We start from the raw sequence: 18,236 nt of genomic DNA, 5'->3' as shown, positions 1-18,236 counted from the left end.
ATTCTCCTTTCTGTTCATTTATTTTAATTCGTCACAATTTCTTGAAGGGCGGCAATTAACTGATCCAAATCTTCCTTCGTATGGACTTCTGTAACGCAATATAAAGCGCATTGACCAAATATAGGAAACTCTTTCGAAATATCCTTTCCTCCAAATACCTGTTTTTCTAGTAATTTCTTATTTATGGTTTCAACTGATAAACCCGTCTCATTAAAATCGACAAGAAACTCTTTAAAAAATGGAGAACTTAATCTTGAACCTCTCACCCCAGGGATTTTGTTCAATTGTTTTACTGCATATTGACTATTTTGCATAATAGTTTGACCTAATTCATACATGCCATTCGGTCCAAGTAACGATAAATAAACCCCAGCTGTAATTCCCCATAACGCAGTTTGTGTACCAACTGATTCTCTTCCTTTTTCACGAAGGGCAAAAGATGTCCGATCATAAGCCACATCGCCAAAGCCATACTCCCCTTCTTTTACTGTTGGCACAATTCCAAATAGACGTGAAGGATATTCATTAATAAACTTTTCTTCATCCCTTGTAGCAATAAATCCCGCTTGTCCTCCACTATAGTTCATGTGCATACCAAGTGGCTGCAAATCACCACAAACAATATCCGCTTGATAGTGACTTGGCGGCGCCAACACTCCAAGTGAAATTGGATCAACACCAACTACTACTAGTGCATCATTCTGCTTCGCAATTTCCGCAATTTCCATACCTTGTGATTCAATAAACCCTAAATAGGAAGGATTTTCAAAATAAATGGCTGCCACATTAGAAGAAATCTTATTCTTTAAATCTTCTAAATCTAGAAGACCATTCTCAGCATCATAACTAACAAAAACAAATTCAAGATCTGGGGAGCCATAATTTTGAATAATTTTCATTCTTTCAGGTGATACGGTTTGCGCTACTAATACCTCTGTTCTTTTTGTAATACGAGCAGCCATTCGAATCGCTGTAGCTGCTGCTTGCCCCCAATCAAACGTCGGTACATTTACAACATCCATATCAACAAGTTCAGCTACTAGACTTTGATATTCAAATAACGCTTGGAATCTACCATGATCCTCGTAAGGTTCACCGGCATATGCCGTCAGAAATTCCGATCTTTGATTCACTTCATCGCAAACTGCTGGTACAAAATGCTGCCAGCAACCTGCTCCTAGAAAATTTAGATATTCACTTGTACTCGTGTTCTTACACAATATCCCTTCAATGTGGCGACGCAACTCGTATTCTGTAAGCGCCTTTGGTATGTTCATTTCCTCTTTCAACTTTAGTTCATCCGGTATACAAGCGTATAATTCCATCACTGATTCAGCGCCTATTTCTTTTAACATCTCTTCCTTTACTTCAGGTACCATATTTGGAATGTAAGGATGTACCTTTTTCGTCATCTTAATACCCCCTTATTAAAATTCTTTCAATTATGCTAAACCTCCACCATCAACAACAAGTTCCGTTCCTGTCACCCAAGATGACAAATCGCTAGCTAAAAATAAAACACCTTTTGCGATATCACGAGGCGTACCAATTCTTGATAGAGGTCGATCTGTTGCTGACTCTTTCAAAAATGTTCCCTCTTCCACATTTAATTGCTTCGCCTCGTCACGTAGTAACTGTGTATCTGTATCACCAGGACATATACAATTCACTCGAATATTTTGCGGACCATGATCAATTGCCATCGCCTTCGTTAAGTTCACAACACCGGCCTTTGCAGCACAATAAGCAGCTGCTTTATCGCCTCCTTTTAGCCCCCATCCGGAACCTGTATTGATAATACTCCCACCTTGCTTTTCAGCCATAATTGGAATGATATATTTAGATAATAGGTATACACCTTTTAATGAAACATTAATAACTGAATCCCACTCCCTTTCCTCTAATTCAACAACTGTTTTTCTTCTAATAATTCCCGCATTGTTAAACAACACATCTACACTTCCATATACCTGCCTAATATGTTCGCTAACATTCTTACAATCTAATTCACTTGTTACATCGCACTTCAAAAACTCTACTCGCTGTCCCTCATCTCGTAAACTCTGTGCAGCTTGCATACCCTTTTCTTCATCAATATCTAAAAGAATAACGGCAGCCCCTACTTCAGCAAAAATTGTTGCAGTCGCATACCCAATTCCTGATGCCGCCCCAGTTACAACCGCCACTTTATCCTTTAATTGAAAATAATCTCTTTCCATAAAAAAGCCTCCTTTATTTACATCTACTTTTTATTAAGCAAAAATCATGCCAATGTTATTGCATAGAAAATCCTTATCATAGCAAGCAATCTTAATACGATTGTTTGACATTTTTGACAAACGTTTGACACTTTTTCATTTTTCAGAATTATCATACAATAGTTATATAATAGAAAGGAGGTTCTAAATTGTCTACAATCACAGCAATCACAAAAATTATTCATACCTTTTCCGAACTCTTACAAATAGAAATCGCCTATTTCAACCATGAAGGGCTATTAGTTTCTTCAACGGAAGAATATAAAAAGAAAAAAGGAGAACGTGTCTACCTCCCATTTTTCCAAAAACTATACGAGCATCCCATTACCTTTGTACATAAGCCAGGACATATGAATATGTGTCATGGTTGTCACTTTCAAAAGAGCTGTCCATCAACTGCAGAAATTATACAAAACATGATTCAAAATGAACGCCACTACGGTTATCTTTCATTCGTTAGTTTTTCAAAAAATAAACAACAGAAGTTAATCGACCAGCAAAAAGAATTTATCTATTGGATGGAAAAATTAAAAGGGATTATTACTGCTATCATTCATGAAACCAATTATTCCACTCCCACAATGGGCACGAAATTAAAACAAACTGAATATATCCTTGGGAACAGCCATACATTGCAAAACATAAAAGAAATCTTAAAAAATATGAAAAGTAGTACTTCCTCTATTGTTATTACTGGAGAAACAGGGACGGGAAAAAGCTTAATGGCAAAACTTATTCATGAACAGAGCATGTTCCAAAGAGGAGATTTCATTGAAATAAATTGTGCTAGTATTCCTGAATCTTTATTCGAAAGTGAACTCTTTGGCTATGAGGAAGGTGCATTTACGGGAGCAAGGAAAAAAGGAAAACCAGGTTACTTTGAAATGGCCAATCGAGGAACACTATTTTTAGATGAAATTGCCGATCTCCCTCTCCATTTACAACCAAAACTATTGAAAGTACTGCAAGATGGTGTTGTACAAAGAATTGGTGGAACACTTCCTAAAAAAGTGAATATCCGGATTATCGCTGCATCTAATCAATCATTAGAAAAATTGATGGAATCTAAACAATTCCGTTCCGATCTTTACTACAGACTAAATGTTATTCCTATCCATTTACCACCATTAAGAGAAAGAAAAGAAGACTTAAAAAAACTAGTTCCCTTCTTAATTGAAAAATTACAAACAAGAACAGGAAAATTCATTCAAACTTATACAGATGATTTTTTAGAAAAGTTAAAGCAATATCACTGGCCTGGGAACATTCGTGAACTAGAGAACATTTTAGAATACAGTATGAATATGGAAAAGAGTAGCCAATTAACCCAATCATCCTTACCGGGATTCCTACAACATAATATAACTCAACCACAGTCACCTTCAAAAGAATGCAGTACATTAAAAGAGGCCGAAAAAGAGAGTATTATTAAAAAGCTTCATTATTATGGATATGATTATGAAGGAAAAAAACAGGCTGCTGCTGATTTAGGAATTAGTGTTCGAACATTATACAGGAAGATGGAGAAGCTTGGGATTTCAGGATCAACTAGATAATATACTACTTTAATTATTAGGACTTGCTTTCTGCATACAAAATAAAGCAAACCACTTTTTATGTTTTGAACGAAAGTAAATACTAAACAAAAAAAGAAGCTAACATAAAACATGTTAGCTTCTAGCAATCTACCTTTGCAATTGCGCGGTATCCTATATCATTTCGATAAAATAACCCATCACTCTTAATTTTCGCGATTTCTTTATATACTTTATCTTTCGCTTCTTGTAAGTCTTTTGCTTTACAAGCAACAAATAGTACACGACCACCGTTTGTTACGAAATCTCCACGCTTCATAGCTGTACCTGCATGAAAAACAATTGCATCTTCTAATGTATCTAATCCGCGAATAATAGCGCCTTTTTCATATACTTCAGGATATCCTTTTGAAGCAAGTACTACACCAATAACCGCTTCTTCAGACCATTTAAGTACTAATTTTTCTCCATCTAAAACGCTATTACATACATCAACTAAATCATTGTCTAAACGAGGCAGTACAACTTCTGTTTCCGGATCTCCAAAACGAGCATTAAACTCAATTACTTTTGGGCCTTCGTTTGTTAAAATAAGACCTGCATATAAAATGCCTGTAAATGAACGGCCTTCTTTGATCATCGCTTGAGCGGTTGGATGTAAAACCGTTTCAATCGCTACTTCAACCGCTGATTCTGGAATTTGTGGTACTGGAGAATATGCACCCATTCCTCCTGTATTCGGTCCTTTATCACCATCAAAAGCGCGTTTATGATCTTGTGCAATTACCATTGGATAAACAGTTGTTCCATTTACGAATGCCATTAAAGAGAATTCCTGTCCATCTAAAAACTCTTCAATAACAACCTTTTTACTTGCTTCACCAAATTTCACATCTTGCAGCATTTCTTTTACAGCTTGTAATGCCTCTTCTAACGTCATTGCCACTGTTACACCTTTACCAGCTGCTAAACCGTCCGCTTTAATAACAATTGGTGCACCAATTTTTCGAATATACGCTACTGCTTCCTCATAGTTCGTGAACGTTTCATATGCTGCTGTTGGAATATCGTACTTTTTCATCAATTCTTTTGTAAAAGCTTTACTGCCCTCAATCACAGCCGCTGCTTTATTCGGACCAAAAACACGAAGTCCTTCTGCCTCAAAACGATCGACAATCCCATTCATAAGCGGAATTTCGGGACCGACGAATGTTAAACCTATATTGTTCTCTTTCGCAAACAGAACAAGTGCATCAAAATCATTTTCATCAATAGCAACTGGCGTTGCCACGTCTCTCATACCTTCATTTCCTGGTGCTACATATACCTTTTCCACTTGCTCAGACTGTGCAAACTTCCAAGCTAAAGCATGCTCACGTCCACCGCGGCCAATTACTAAAACATTCATATGTCATCCTCCAATATTCAAATAAGTACAAACCAGGAGCAATGCCCCTAGTTTGTTTCTATTCGTTCATGTTCAAAAAGAAGGTTATCTTGGCCGGACTTTTTGAACTTCTTCTAACAATATAAGTTTAAAAAGGAGGATCAAGAGAACCGAGCAGTTCGAGGCGCAGCTGCCAGGAGGACACGGAGTGTAGCTTATACTACATGAGTACCGGACTGGCAATGCAACGAAGAAATGCGAAGGTTATCTTGACTGGACTTTTTAAACTTCCCCTATTAATGTTTGAAATGACGTACGCCAGTGAACACCATAGTAATGCCAAACTCATCAGCTTTTTTAATAGAATCTTCATCACGAATCGATCCGCCTGGTTGAATGATTGCTGTAATCCCTGCTTTGGCAGCCTCTTCTACTGTATCTGGCATTGGGAAAAATGCATCAGATGCAAGCGCACTACCTTGTGCTTTATCAGCAGCTTGTGTAATAGCAATTTTCGCTGAGCCAACGCGGTTCATTTGTCCAGCTCCAACTCCAATTGTCATATTATCTTTTGCTAAAACAATTGCATTTGATTTTACGTGTTTGACAACTTTCCAAGCTAGTTTTAAATCGGCCCATTCTTGCTCTGTTGGTTCACGTTTTGTTGGAACTGTAATTGCATCTTCATCTAGCGCTAGTGTATCTTCTTCTTGAACAAGAAGACCACCTTGTACAGAAGTTAATTTTTTACTTGCATTTACTGCTTTTTCAATATTTACAGTTAAAAGACGTAAGTTTTTCTTACTTTGCAACACTTCTAATGCTTCCTCTGAGAAGGAAGGTGCAATAATAATTTCTAAGAAAATTTCATGTAATTTCTCTGCTGTAGCTTTATCAATTTCACGATTCGCTGCAATAATGCCGCCAAAGATTGATACTGGATCTGCTTCGTAAGCACGTGTATATGCTTCATGAATATCAGTACCAACACCAACTCCGCATGGATTCATATGTTTTACTGCTACCACTGCTGGTTCTGTAAATTCTTTCACGATGCTAAGCGCTGCATCTGCGTCATTGATATTGTTGTAAGATAGCTCTTTTCCATGTAACTGCTCTGCATATGCAACAGAAGAAGTTGCTGCAAATGGTGCTTTATAGAATGTTGCTTTTTGATGTGGGTTTTCTCCGTAACGTAAATCTTGGTTTTTCTCGAATGTTACCGTTAATGTTTCTGGACTTTCTTCTCCCATTTGTTCAGTTAAATAGTTTGAAATTAATGCATCATATGCCGCTGTATGGCGGAATACTTTTGCTGCTAATTTACGTTTTGTTTCGTCTGTAACTTCACCGTTTTCTTTTAACTCAGCTAGTACAACATCATAATCTGTTGGATCAACGATTACTGATACAAATTTATGATTTTTCGCAGCTGAACGAATCATTGTTGGACCACCGATATCAATATTTTCAATTGCATCAGCAAATGTCACATCAGGTTTAGCAACTGTTTCTTTAAATGGGTATAAGTTTACAACAACAAAGTCGATTGGCTGAATGCCTAATTCATTCATCTGCGCCACATGCGTTTCATTATCACGTACTGCAAGTAAACCACCATGGATGTTTGGATGTAATGTTTTTACACGTCCGTCCATAATTTCTGGGAAACCTGTTACTTCAGAAATCCCGATGACTTGTAAGCCGTTTTCTTCTAATAATCTTTTCGTTCCGCCTGTTGAAATAACTTCAATCCCTTGTTCAAGTAATCCTTTAACAAATTCTACAACCCCTGTTTTATTCGAAACACTTACTAATGCACGCTTTTTCATTTATCCTTCACCCCTAGTTGAATGTTATTTAACAGTTGGCTCTTCTATAAATTGAACGATTTCGTTCACCGTATCTACGTACAATCTATGTTCAACTTGCTGAATTTTCTTTTGTAAACTCTCTCTCGTATCCGTTTCAGAAACTGTTACTGCTTCTTGTGCGATAATTGGTCCTGTATCCATCCCTGCATCTACATAATGAATTGTCACACCAGTTACTTTCACACCCGCTTCTAATGCTTGACCAACAGCATCTTTCCCTGGAAAACTCGGTAATAATGATGGATGAATGTTAATGATTTTCCCACCATAGGCTTCTAATAATGTTGACCCGATAAGACGCATATATCCTGCCAAAATAACACAATCAATCTCGTATTCTCGCAGTTTTTTTAATATCTCATTTTCAAATGCTTCTTTTGATTCATATTCTTTCGCTGAAAAAGCAAAGCATGGAACATGATGATAATGCGCTCGTCCGATAACACGTGCCTCAGGTTGATCACATACTAGCAAACTAATTTCAGCATGTAATCTTTTTTCTTCCACTGCATTAATTAGTGCTTGGAAGTTAGAGCCGCTTCCAGAGGCAAAGACTGCCAATCTACTCATAGTTCTGCGCCTCCATTAAAAGTAACACCTGATCCTTTTACAGTACGTCCAATAATATGTGCTTTTTCTCCTTGTTCTGCAAGAAGTTGAACAACAGCTTTTGCATCTTCTTCTTTTACTGCAACTACCATACCAATACCCATGTTAAAAATATTGAACATTTCTTTTTCTTCTAATTTTCCGACCTCTTGAAGCAAGCTAAAAATCGGTTGAATTTGCCAAGAACCTAGTTCAATTTCTGCACCGATTCCTTCCGGCAACATACGTGGAATATTTTCAATAAAGCCGCCACCTGTAATATGTGCCATGCCATACACTTCATACTTTTTCAATAGTTCTAAAATAGGTTTGACATAAATTTTCGTTGGTTTTAATAGTTCTTCACCAAGAGGTAGTTCTAAGCGACCCTGTATACGATCTAAAGATAGCTGTCCGTCTTCCAATAACACTTTTCGTACTAAAGAATACCCGTTACTATGAATACCACTAGATGCTAAACCAATTAATACATGACCAGCTTCAATAGACTGACCTGTTACAATTTTCTTTTTATCAACAATTCCAACAGTAAAACCAGCTAAGTCATACTCTTCAGTGGAATACATACCTGGCATCTCAGCTGTCTCTCCACCAATTAATGCACAACCCGCTTGGCGACAACCTTCTGATATACCTTTGACGATGTTTTCAATTTTACTAGGTTCTGCTTTACCGCAAGCAATGTAATCAAGGAAGAAAAGCGGTTCTGCCCCTTGGACAACAATATCATTTACACACATCGCTACTGCATCAATACCAATTGTGTCATGTTTATCCATCATAAAAGCGAGCATTAATTTTGTACCCACGCCGTCTGTTCCAGATACTAATACAGGTTCTTCTAATGCAAATTTTGATAGATCAAACATACCTCCAAAACCGCCAAGACCGCCTAGTACTTCTTTTCTCATTGTTGTTTGTACGTGTTTTTTCATGCGAGACACCGCTTCATATCCAGCTTCAATATCTACTCCTGCTTGCTTATATGCATTCGCCATCGTTTTTTACACCTCGTCTTTTAATTTCTCCCACCCAAGCGGGCACTCTCTTTATAGAGTATGTTTTAGGAAAAAGCTAGCTTCTACTTAAAATGAAGTAGAAGCTTCTCGCCTTTTTATTTCATACTTTCTAAAAGCTCTTGCTCATAATCATAAAGAGCTGTTGGATAATCTCCATTAAAGTAAGCCATACATAAGCCGCCGTATTTCCCTTCATATGGACGTCCAATTGCATCTACTAAGCCATCTTCACTTAAAAATGTTAAAGAATCTGCACCGATGATTTGACGTATTTCTTCTACAGAGTTATTTGCTGCAATTAATTCTTTTCTCGTTTGAATATCAATTCCATAGAAACATGGATACTTAAGTGGCGGAGAAGCAATTCTCACATGTACTTCTGTCGCTCCTGCCTCACGAAGCATGCGCACAATACGTTTACTTGTTGTTCCTCGTACAATGGAATCGTCAATCATTACAACACGCTTTCCTTCAACCACGCCTCGTACTGCTGAAAGCTTCATTTTTACCCCTTGCTCACGCAATTCTTGAGAAGGTTGGATAAAGGTACGACCAACGTAACGATTTTTAATTAATCCTAATTCGTATGGAATTCCTGTTGCTTCTGCATAACCGATCGCTGCCGAAATACTAGAGTCTGGAACACCTGTTACAACATCTGCTTCAATTGGAGCTTCCATCGCTAAACGTTTTCCCATATTTTTACGTGCTGCATGAACGTTAATGCCAGCAATATTAGAATCTGGACGAGCAAAGTAAATGTATTCCATACTACAAATTGCATGATCTACTTCGTTTGTAAAACGATCTACTTGAATACCCTCGTCATTAATGATAAGTAGTTCTCCAGGTTCTACATCACGAATGTATGTTGCACCAACTACATCAAAAGCACATGTTTCAGATGCTACGACATACGCATCCCCCATTTTCCCAATTGAAAGTGGTCGGAATCCATTCGGATCTAGTGCAACAATCATTTCGTTTCCTGTTAGTAAAAGATACGCAAATGCGCCTTTTACTTTGTTCAATGCATCTTTTACGCTCTCGATTAGTGAACCTTTTGTATTACGTTTAATTAAATGAAGCAGTACTTCTGTATCTGAACTTGTTTGAAAAATACTTCCTTCTGCCTCTAATTCACGGCGAAGCATTTTTGCGTTAATTAAATTTCCGTTGTGAGCTAACGCCATACTATGATCAGAGAAACGGAATAGTAATGGTTGCACATTTGCTACTTCACTTCCGCCTGCTGTCGCATAGCGCACGTGTCCAATTGCTGATTTTCCATTTAAGCCTTCTAGCTCACCTCTTGAAAACACTTCTGATACTAAACCTAACCCCTTATGGCCAACAATTTTCTCCCCATTATTGACAACAATGCCCGCGCCTTCTTGCCCACGGTGCTGCAAACTATGCAATCCGTAGTACGTAACTTGTGCTGCATTTTCATGCCCCCAAATTCCGAAAACGCCACATTCTTCATTTAACCCCTTTATTTCAGCAAGCATGGGATTGCCCCTTTCCAAGCCTTTCTCATTTCATCAACATTTGCTATAAGTAATACTTCATTTTCTTCATTATGAATTGTTACTTCATTTGTATTTGTGACTTCTCCAACTTGAATTGCTTCTACTGATTTCTCAAACGCTTCTTGTTGTTCACGTTTTACTGTTACGACAAAGCGTGATTGTGATTCCGAGAATAATGCCGCTGTTGCTTCCCCATCTAATTTCACAGTAGCACCTAAGTGTTTCGCACCAATTGCACTTTCAGCAATCGCAACTGCTAATCCTCCTTCTGCAACGTCATGTGCAGATTGAACAAGTCCCGCTTGAATAGCTTCTAGTAATTGTTTTTGGCGTTTTAATTCTACTTCTAAATCGATGCTTGGTGACTGACCAAAGATTTTACCGTATACCATCTTTTGCAATTCACTTCCACCAAACTCAGCTTTCGTTTCACCAATTACATAAATAAGATCGCCAGCTTGCTTAAACTCTTGTGTTGTTACATGTTTTAAGTCATGAACAAGACCTACCATACCAACAGTCGGTGTTGGATATACAGCTTCACCGCTACGTTCATTGTACATTGATACGTTTCCGCCGATAACTGGAGTTTGTAATGTGCGACAAGCTTCACTCATACCATCTACTGACTTCTCAATTTGCCAGAAAATCTCTGGTTTTTCTGGGTTACCAAAGTTCAAGCAATCTGTAATTGCAAGTGGTTCTCCACCAGAACATACGATATTACGTGCAGCTTCTGCTACTGCAATTTTACCGCCCATTTCAGGATCTAAGTAAATGTAGCGAGAGTTACAGTCTGTTGTCATTGCTAATGCTTTCTCTGTACCACGTACACGTACAACTGCCGCATCTGATCCTGGTGTAACAACTGTGCTTGTGCGCACTTGATAATCGTACTGATCATATACCCACTCTTTACTTGCAATCGTTGGTTGTTGTAATAGAGCTAGTAATGTCTCTTTATAGTTATCTACTTTTGGTGTTTCCATCTTCATTTCTTGGAACTCTTTAAAGTACGCTGCTTCTTTTGAAGGCTTATGATAAATTGGTGCTTCTTCTGCTAATGCATCTGCTGGAACTTCCGCTACCATTTCACCTTTATGGAATAATCGAAGCATTTTATCTTCAGTTACTTTCCCCATCGTAACTGCCGCAAGTCCGTACTTTTCAAATAAATCTACAATTTCTTGTTCTCTACCTTTTTTCACCACAATCAACATACGTTCTTGTGATTCAGATAACATCATTTCATATGGTGTCATACCTGTTTCACGTTGTGGTACATCGTCTAAGTACATTTCAATACCCATTCCTGCTTTACTTGCCATTTCTGCAGAAGATGATGTTAAACCGGCAGCTCCCATATCTTGAATTCCGACAAGAGCATCAGATTGGATCAGCTCTAGGCATGCTTCAATAAGAAGTTTCTCCATAAATGGATCGCCTACTTGTACTGCTGGACGTTTTGCTTCTGAACTCTCAGATAGTTCTTCCGATGCGAAAGTTGCACCGTGAATACCGTCACGTCCTGTTGAAGCACCTACGTACATAACCGTATTACCAGCACCGTGCGCTTGCCCTTTTTTAATATCTTCATGATTAATTAAACCAACGCACATTGCATTTACAAGCGGGTTGCCTTCATAACATGGATCAAACTGTACTTCTCCGCCCACAGTTGGAATACCGATGCAGTTACCGTATCCTGCAATCCCTGCAACTACTTCTTCAAATAAATATTTTACGCGTGGTGATTGTAGTTCACCGAAGCGAAGTGAGTTTAATAATGCTACTGGACGTGCTCCCATAGAGAATACATCGCGAATAATACCACCAACACCCGTTGCCGCGCCTTGATATGGCTCAATTGCTGAAGGGTGATTATGACTTTCCATTTTAAATACAACCGCTTGGTTATCACCGATATCTACAATCCCTGCACCTTCTCCAGGTCCTTGTAGTACACGCTCTCCTGTTGTTGGAAACTTACGAAGAACTGGTTTTGAGTTTTTATAACTACAGTGCTCTGACCACATAACAGAGAAAAGACCTGTTTCTGTGTAGTTCGGCAAACGACCTAAAATCTTTTCAACCATGGCAAACTCTTCGTCTGTTAGCCCCATTTCCGCATATATACGTTCTTCTTTAATTTGTGTTGGATTTGGTTCAAGCATTAACGACATATGTTTCCCTCCAATGTTTCAAAATAGATTGAAAGACTTTTAAACCTTCAGCGCCGCCAAGCAATTCACTCACAGCACGCTCTGGATGTGGCATCATGCCAAGTACATTTCCTTTTTCATTTACAATACCTGCAATATCTGAAACGCTTCCGTTTGGATTGTCTACATAACGGAATGCAATTTGGTTCTTTTCTTCTAATTCTTTAAGAGTTGCTTCATCGCAGTAGTAATTTCCTTCGCCATGTGCGATTGGAATATCGATTACTTCACCCTGTTTATATTGCGACGTAAACATTGTTTCATTATTTTCCACACGTAACTGAACTGTACGACACATAAACTTCAAGTTTTCATTTCGCATTAATGCACCTGGTAGTAATCCTGATTCAACTAAAATTTGGAATCCATTACATACACCTAAAATCGGCTTTCCTTGCTCAGCAGCTTTTTGCACTGCCTTCATTGCATTTGCAAAGCGAGAAATGGCACCGCAGCGAAGATAATCACCGTAAGAGAATCCACCTGGTAAAAGAATTGCATCATACTCATCTAAATTCTCTGCATCATGCCAAACGTAGTCTACCTCTTCACCAAGCTCATCCTTAATTGCATGAAACATATCAACATCACAGTTCGAACCTGGAAAAACGATTACGGCAAATTTCACTGTGCGACAACCTCCTCAACTTCGTAACGGAAATCTTCCATTACAACGTTCGCTAATAGTTTTTCACACATTTCTTTTACCTTGCTATCCAGATCAGTTACTGATTTATCGATTGTTAACTCCATATATTTACCAATGCGGACATCTTGTACTTCTGTAAAGGAAAGACTGTGAAGAGCACCTTTCACTGCTGTTCCTTGTGGATCTAATACGCTCTCTCTTAATGTTACATATACCTTAACTTTATACATGTGAAGCTCCCCCTAAACGTTTTAAAATTTCTTCATATGCCTCTGTTAAATTACCTAAATCACGGCGGAATACATCTTTATCAAATTTCTCATTGCTCTCTTCATCCCATAAACGGCAAGTATCTGGTGAAATTTCATCTGCTAATACGATTTCGCCTTCTTCTGTTACACCAAACTCTAATTTAAAATCTACTAATCTTACACGACAGCTTGCGAAGTGCTCAATCAATACTTGATTGATTTGTAGAGCTTTTTCTCTTAATGTACTTACTTGCTCTGGCGTTGCAACGTTTAATACGCGAATATGATCTTCTGTTACAAGCGGATCTCCTAAATCATCATCTTTGTAGTAAAATTCTACGATTGGTGCTGCAAGTACAGTTCCTTCTTCCATTCCTAATCGTTTTGAAAGACTTCCTGCAATTACGTTTCTTGTGACAACTTCTAATGGAATAATACTTACTTTTTTCACAAGTTGTTCTGTATCTGACAGCTTCTCAACAAAATGTGTTTTAATTCCCACTTCTTGTAACTTTCTGAATAAAAGAGTTGTAATCTCATTGTTCAGACGACCTTTTCCTGTAATTGTCGCTTTTTTCTCCCCATTGAAAGCAGTAGCACTATCTTTGTACTCTACCCAAACCATATCTGCTGCTTCTGTACGATAAATTCTTTTTGCCTTACCTTCATACAGCAATTCTAGCTTTTGCATTTCGCAAGCCCCCTGTAGTTTGAAAAATATGAATAATTTTTTTATAAAGAATGGCACAGAATGACTCTATTCTGTGCCATATAAAATTATCAGTTTAATCCAAGACGTTCAAAGATTGTATCAACGTGTTGTAAGTGATGCTCGTAGTTAAAGCATTCGTTGATTTCTTCTTGTGTTAATTTGCTTGTAATACGCTCATCTGCTTCTACAAGCTCCTTAAATTGTACTTGTGTCTCCCAAGCTTCCATCGCTTTAGGCTGTACGATATCGTAAGCTTCTTCACGTACCATACCTTTGTCGATTAGCGTAAGCATTACGCGTTGAGAGTAAATTAAACCGTATGTTCTTTGCATATTGCGCTTCATGTTCTCTGGGAATACCGTTAAGTTTTTCACGATATTACCAAAGCGATTTAACATGTAGTTTAATGCGATTGTTGCATCTGGTAAGATAATACGTTCTGCAGAAGAATGTGAAATATCACGTTCATGCCATAATGGAACATTCTCGTAAGATGTCATCATATAACCACGGATAACACGAGCTAAACCAGTCATATTTTCAGAACCGATTGGATTTCGTTTATGTGGCATTGCAGAAGAACCTTTTTGTCCTTTCGCAAATGACTCTTCCACTTCACGTGTTTCACTCTTTTGTAAACCACGAATTTCGACTGCCATTTTCTCAATAGATGTTGCGATTAATGCAAGTGTTGACATGTAATGTGCATGACGATCACGTTGCAATGTTTGTGTTGAAATCGGAGCTGCTTCTAACCCTAAGTTTTCACAAACATATTTTTCTACGAATGGATTAATGTTCGCGTATGTACCAACTGCACCAGACAATTTACCAACGCGAACTGTATCAGCTGCTTGTTTGAAACGTTCTAAGTTACGTTTCATTTCTTCATACCAAAGACCAAGTTTTAAACCAAATGTTGTTGGTTCTGCATGAACACCGTGTGTTCTTCCCATCATAATTGTGTACTTATGCTCTTTTGCTTTGTTAGCTAAAATAGTAATGAAATTTTCTAAGTCGTTTAGTAGAATTTCATTTGCTTGTTTTAAGATATAAGATAAAGCTGTATCTACTACGTCTGTAGATGTTAAACCGTAATGTACCCATTTGCGTTCTTCACCTAATGCTGGTGTTTCTGATACAGCACGAGTGAAAGCAACTACATCATGACGTGTTTCTTTTTCAATCTCATAAATACGCTCCATATCGAATGATGCATGTTCACGAATTTTTTTCACATCTTCTTTTGGGATATCACCAAGTTCGGCCCATGCTTCACATGCTAGAATCTCAACTTCTAACCACGCTTTAAATTTGTTCTCTTCCGTCCAAATCGCACCCATTTCAGGGCGTGTATAACGACTAATCATCTTTTTCCCTCCAAAAGTTGTTCTTGATGGTCCCAAATATGCAATTCTTGCGCTTTGTCTAAAGCATCTTCAACATTTTCATTTAAAATATTTACATGCCCCATTTTACGCTGCAGCTTTGCTTCTTCTTTTCCATACAAGTGTAAATAGCACCCGGTTAATCTATTCACTTGCTTTAGGACCCCTTCTATATGTTCGCCTAAAATGTTTACCATGACAACTGGTTTTAACAAATTTGTTTCTCCTAGAGGTAAATTACAGATTGCTCGAATATGTTGCCCAAATTGACTCGTTTCGCATGCATCAATTGTATAATGTCCTGAATTGTGAGGTCTTGGTGCTAATTCATTAATATAAATCTCATCATCTGCTGTAGCAAACATCTCTACCGCTAGTGTTCCCACAAGCTGCAGTTCATCCGCTAGTACCTGTGCATATTCAATTCCTTTTTGTGAAAGCTCTTCTGTAATACGAGCTGGTACGATGGATTCATGTAAGATGTTATTAACGTGAATATTTTCAGCTACTGGAAATACCTTCGTTTCACCACTTACGCTACGAGTTACAATAACTGATATTTCTTTTTCAAATGGCACCCATTTTTCAAGAATACATTCAGCTTGACTGGCAAGCTCCCTAGCTCTTACAACATCCGTCTCACTTCTTAAAACAACTTGCCCTTTTCCGTCATATCCTCCTGTTGTTGTTTTTAACACACAAGGAAAGGAAAGTTCCGTAATTGCTTCTAAAAGTTCATCTTGCTTCTTCACAAGTCTATATGGTGCTACTGGTAAACCAGCCTTTACGATTGCATTCTTTTCTGTAAAACGATTTTGCGTTTTGTTTAATAACTGACTGCCTTGTGGTAAATACGCATGTTTTTCAAGCCATTGTAAACATCTATAATCAATATTCTCAAATTCATATGTGACAACATCGCTTATTTCCGCTAAATGCTGAATCGCTTTCAAATCATCATAAGATGCAACAATTTCAATATCAGCAACTTGTGCACATGGTGAATGCTTTGCCGGATCTAGTACAGCAATTTTATAACCCATTTCCTTCGCTGCTAGCGCCATCATTCTTCCAAGCTGGCCACCACCAATAATGCCAATTGTTTTTCCCGGTAAAATGATTCTTGTCATACCAACTCACTACCTTCACGCACATTTTTCTCAATTGCTTCTCGTCTCAGTTCTAATGCATCATGTATGTCATCATGAAATGATCCAAGTATTTGTGCAGCAAGTAGTCCTGCGTTTGTTGAACCAGCCTTACCAATCGCAACAGTCGCAACTGGAACCCCTCCTGGCATTTGAACGATAGACAGTAAAGAATCTAAACCATTTAACGCTTTTGATTGAACAGGAACACCGATTACAGGAAGATTTGTCTTCGCCGCAACCATCCCTGGTAAATGAGCGGCTCCTCCAGCTCCAGCAATAATAACTTTTAACCCACGTTCACGAGCTGTTTCTGCATATTCAAACATATAATCTGGAGTCCGATGAGCGGATACAACTTTCTTCTCATACGGAATGTGTAATTCATCTAAAATGTCACAAGCATATTTCATTGTTTCCCAGTCTGACGTGCTTCCCATTATGATTCCAACTAGTGATTTCATATTAGAATCCCCCCGATTCAAATAAAAAAAGCCTGAAATAGAACAGTTTCTCTTTTACTATGAGAGAAAGCGCTCTACTCAGGCATACGTATCCCTTGTGAATAGAAAAATACCGAGTGACTTTCCCCCATAGTCTAACGAATAACGGTCGTTAGGTAGAGACTTGCAGGCCATATCCCCGCGATTATATGAGGTGCGATATAATATTGTTTCTATGGATATATTAACAACATTTCATAAGCCATGTCAACAAATAATCGAATGTTTTTTTATTAGTTATTGATATCGTTCGTGTTTTAGTTATATTCAAAAGAAGAAGTGAAAATATATGCAAGTGGGAAAGGGAATTAGGATAGGCGTATAAGATGCAATCATATGAAGATCTATCCGTGTAGCGATAAAATACCTTAACCAGGATTTAATTGAATTTCATTTTCTAAATTTATCACAATAACAGTTATTTATTTTCAAATTCATACCATGTATAACCTTAGCATAAGAAGAAGTAATCAAATTAAGGTTCAAGTAATATCATTTTTTGTATATTTAAGTGAAGCTCATGATACTATTACTATAAGTTCACACTAATTTATAGGTGGGTTAATTATGCAGAACCTTAATATATGGTCATATTTATTTTTTTCATCGCAGTAACTGGTGCAATTATTGAATCTTCCTTTATAACATCTCACTTTTTCTACTATCATTACTTCAAACCTATACTGCTTGTAGAAATAATTAGTCCCATTATCGGAATTTTTCTAGGTTCGTTCGAAAAACCTGGAAAACCAAAACAAATCGCTATTATTTTAAACAGCCTCTTCTTTGTTCTTTTTTCTTTTTTAGCATTGCTAAATTTATGGATTACTACATTTGGCAAATAAAAATGTATACAAAAAAACCTAAGTCGAAACGACTTAGGTTTTTGCTTGGCGACGTCCTACTCTCACAGGGACAAGGTCCCAACTACCATCGGCGCTAGAGAGCTTAACTTCCGTGTTCGGTATGGGAACGGGTGTGACCTCTCTGCCATCATCACCAAACTATGAAGGCATATTCCTTCAAAACTAGATAACATTTGCTTCATATTATATGGTTAAGTCCTCGATCTATTAGTATTCGTCAGCTCCACATGTCACCATGCTTCCACCTCGAACCTATCAACCTGATCATCTTTCAGGGATCTTA

16 protein-coding genes, 2 rRNA genes and 1 riboswitch are annotated in these 18,236 nt (G+C 37.8%); of the genes, 2 read left to right on the top strand and 16 right to left on the bottom strand.

Going from position 1 to position 18,236, the window contains the following annotated elements; all coding sequences use genetic code 11:
• Window positions 1–23: 23 nt before the first annotated feature.
• Entirely contained in the window at window positions 24–1,412 is a 1,389-nt protein-coding gene (gene gcvPA / locus ORL93_RS18495) for an aminomethyl-transferring glycine dehydrogenase subunit GcvPA (RefSeq protein ID WP_097795218.1), read from the bottom strand.
• A gap of 30 nt (window positions 1,413–1,442) precedes the next feature.
• The gene (locus ORL93_RS18490) at window positions 1,443–2,219 is read right to left on the bottom strand and encodes an SDR family NAD(P)-dependent oxidoreductase (protein WP_006093195.1); all 777 of its coding nucleotides are present in this window, start codon (window positions 2,217–2,219) and stop codon (window positions 1,443–1,445) included.
• A 188-nt stretch (window positions 2,220–2,407) separates the two neighbouring features.
• Between ORL93_RS18490 and ORL93_RS18485 the strand changes: the two genes are divergently transcribed.
• Entirely contained in the window at window positions 2,408–3,814 is a 1,407-nt protein-coding gene (locus ORL93_RS18485) for a sigma-54 interaction domain-containing protein (RefSeq protein WP_265959355.1), read from the top strand.
• Between the two features lie 121 nt (window positions 3,815–3,935).
• Here the strand turns inward: ORL93_RS18485 and purD are convergent, their stop codons facing one another.
• The 12 genes from purD to purE form a co-directional block, all read right to left on the bottom strand.
• Window positions 3,936–5,201, bottom strand: a complete 1,266-nt coding sequence (gene purD / locus ORL93_RS18480) for a phosphoribosylamine--glycine ligase (RefSeq protein ID WP_003194602.1) — start codon at window positions 5,199–5,201, stop codon at window positions 3,936–3,938.
• 275 nt (window positions 5,202–5,476) lie between these two features.
• The gene (gene purH, locus ORL93_RS18475; RefSeq protein WP_003194601.1) at window positions 5,477–7,012 is read right to left on the bottom strand and encodes a bifunctional phosphoribosylaminoimidazolecarboxamide formyltransferase/IMP cyclohydrolase; all 1,536 of its coding nucleotides are present in this window, start codon (window positions 7,010–7,012) and stop codon (window positions 5,477–5,479) included.
• Between the two features lie 24 nt (window positions 7,013–7,036).
• The gene (gene purN, locus ORL93_RS18470) at window positions 7,037–7,624 is read right to left on the bottom strand and encodes a phosphoribosylglycinamide formyltransferase (RefSeq protein ID WP_033795841.1); all 588 of its coding nucleotides are present in this window, start codon (window positions 7,622–7,624) and stop codon (window positions 7,037–7,039) included.
• Entirely contained in the window at window positions 7,621–8,661 is a 1,041-nt protein-coding gene (gene purM, locus ORL93_RS18465; protein WP_003205715.1) for a phosphoribosylformylglycinamidine cyclo-ligase, read from the bottom strand. The genes purN and purM overlap by 4 nt, the downstream gene beginning before the upstream one ends.
• A gap of 116 nt (window positions 8,662–8,777) precedes the next feature.
• Window positions 8,778–10,193, bottom strand: a complete 1,416-nt coding sequence (gene purF, locus ORL93_RS18460) for an amidophosphoribosyltransferase (protein ID WP_018766468.1) — start codon at window positions 10,191–10,193, stop codon at window positions 8,778–8,780.
• Complete coding sequence (gene purL / locus ORL93_RS18455; protein ID WP_018766467.1) at window positions 10,178–12,397, bottom strand: phosphoribosylformylglycinamidine synthase II; 2,220 nt, start codon at window positions 12,395–12,397, stop codon at window positions 10,178–10,180. Before purL ends, purF begins: the two co-directional genes overlap by 16 nt.
• On the bottom strand, window positions 12,381–13,064 hold the full coding sequence (purQ, locus tag ORL93_RS18450) for a phosphoribosylformylglycinamidine synthase subunit PurQ (RefSeq protein WP_018766466.1): 684 nt from the start codon (window positions 13,062–13,064) through the stop codon (window positions 12,381–12,383). The genes purL and purQ overlap by 17 nt, the downstream gene beginning before the upstream one ends.
• Window positions 13,061–13,315, bottom strand: coding sequence for a phosphoribosylformylglycinamidine synthase subunit PurS (purS, locus tag ORL93_RS18445; protein WP_000278826.1), 255 nt, complete (start codon window positions 13,313–13,315; stop codon window positions 13,061–13,063). The genes purQ and purS overlap by 4 nt, the downstream gene beginning before the upstream one ends.
• Window positions 13,308–14,027: a phosphoribosylaminoimidazolesuccinocarboxamide synthase gene (purC, locus tag ORL93_RS18440; protein ID WP_003194587.1), complete on the bottom strand. Its 720-nt coding sequence runs from the start codon at window positions 14,025–14,027 to the stop codon at window positions 13,308–13,310. Before purC ends, purS begins: the two co-directional genes overlap by 8 nt.
• 89 nt (window positions 14,028–14,116) lie before the next feature.
• A complete protein-coding gene (gene purB, locus ORL93_RS18435) occupies window positions 14,117–15,418 on the bottom strand; it encodes an adenylosuccinate lyase (RefSeq protein WP_018783509.1) in 1,302 nt (433 codons plus the stop codon).
• Window positions 15,415–16,566, bottom strand: coding sequence for a 5-(carboxyamino)imidazole ribonucleotide synthase (gene purK, locus ORL93_RS18430; RefSeq protein WP_097795214.1), 1,152 nt, complete (start codon window positions 16,564–16,566; stop codon window positions 15,415–15,417). The genes purB and purK overlap by 4 nt, the downstream gene beginning before the upstream one ends.
• Window positions 16,563–17,048 (bottom strand): 5-(carboxyamino)imidazole ribonucleotide mutase, encoded by a 486-nt coding sequence (gene purE / locus ORL93_RS18425; protein ID WP_006093209.1) that lies wholly within the window; start codon window positions 17,046–17,048, stop codon window positions 16,563–16,565. Before purE ends, purK begins: the two co-directional genes overlap by 4 nt.
• A 110-nt stretch (window positions 17,049–17,158) precedes the next feature.
• Window positions 17,159–17,260: riboswitch (purine riboswitch) on the bottom strand.
• Window positions 17,261–17,671: 411 nt separating this feature from the next.
• On the opposite strand from purE, the gene ORL93_RS18420 reads away from it, so the two are divergent.
• The gene (locus ORL93_RS18420; protein WP_097795213.1) at window positions 17,672–17,932 is read left to right on the top strand and encodes a hypothetical protein; all 261 of its coding nucleotides are present in this window, start codon (window positions 17,672–17,674) and stop codon (window positions 17,930–17,932) included.
• Window positions 17,933–17,975: 43 nt separating this feature from the next.
• On the opposite strand, the gene rrf is transcribed toward ORL93_RS18420, so the two are convergent.
• Both rrf and ORL93_RS18410 read right to left on the bottom strand, forming a co-directional pair.
• Window positions 17,976–18,091, bottom strand: a 5S ribosomal RNA gene (gene rrf, locus ORL93_RS18415).
• Window positions 18,092–18,140: 49 nt separating this feature from the next.
• Window positions 18,141–18,236, bottom strand: a 23S ribosomal RNA gene (locus ORL93_RS18410); the annotation flags it as partial.

The organism is Bacillus sp. DHT2 (assembly GCF_026241455.1).
GTDB classification, from domain to species: Bacteria; Bacillota; Bacilli; order Bacillales; family Bacillaceae_G; genus Bacillus_A; species Bacillus_A pseudomycoides.
This window is presented reverse-complemented; position numbering and strand designations above follow the sequence as displayed.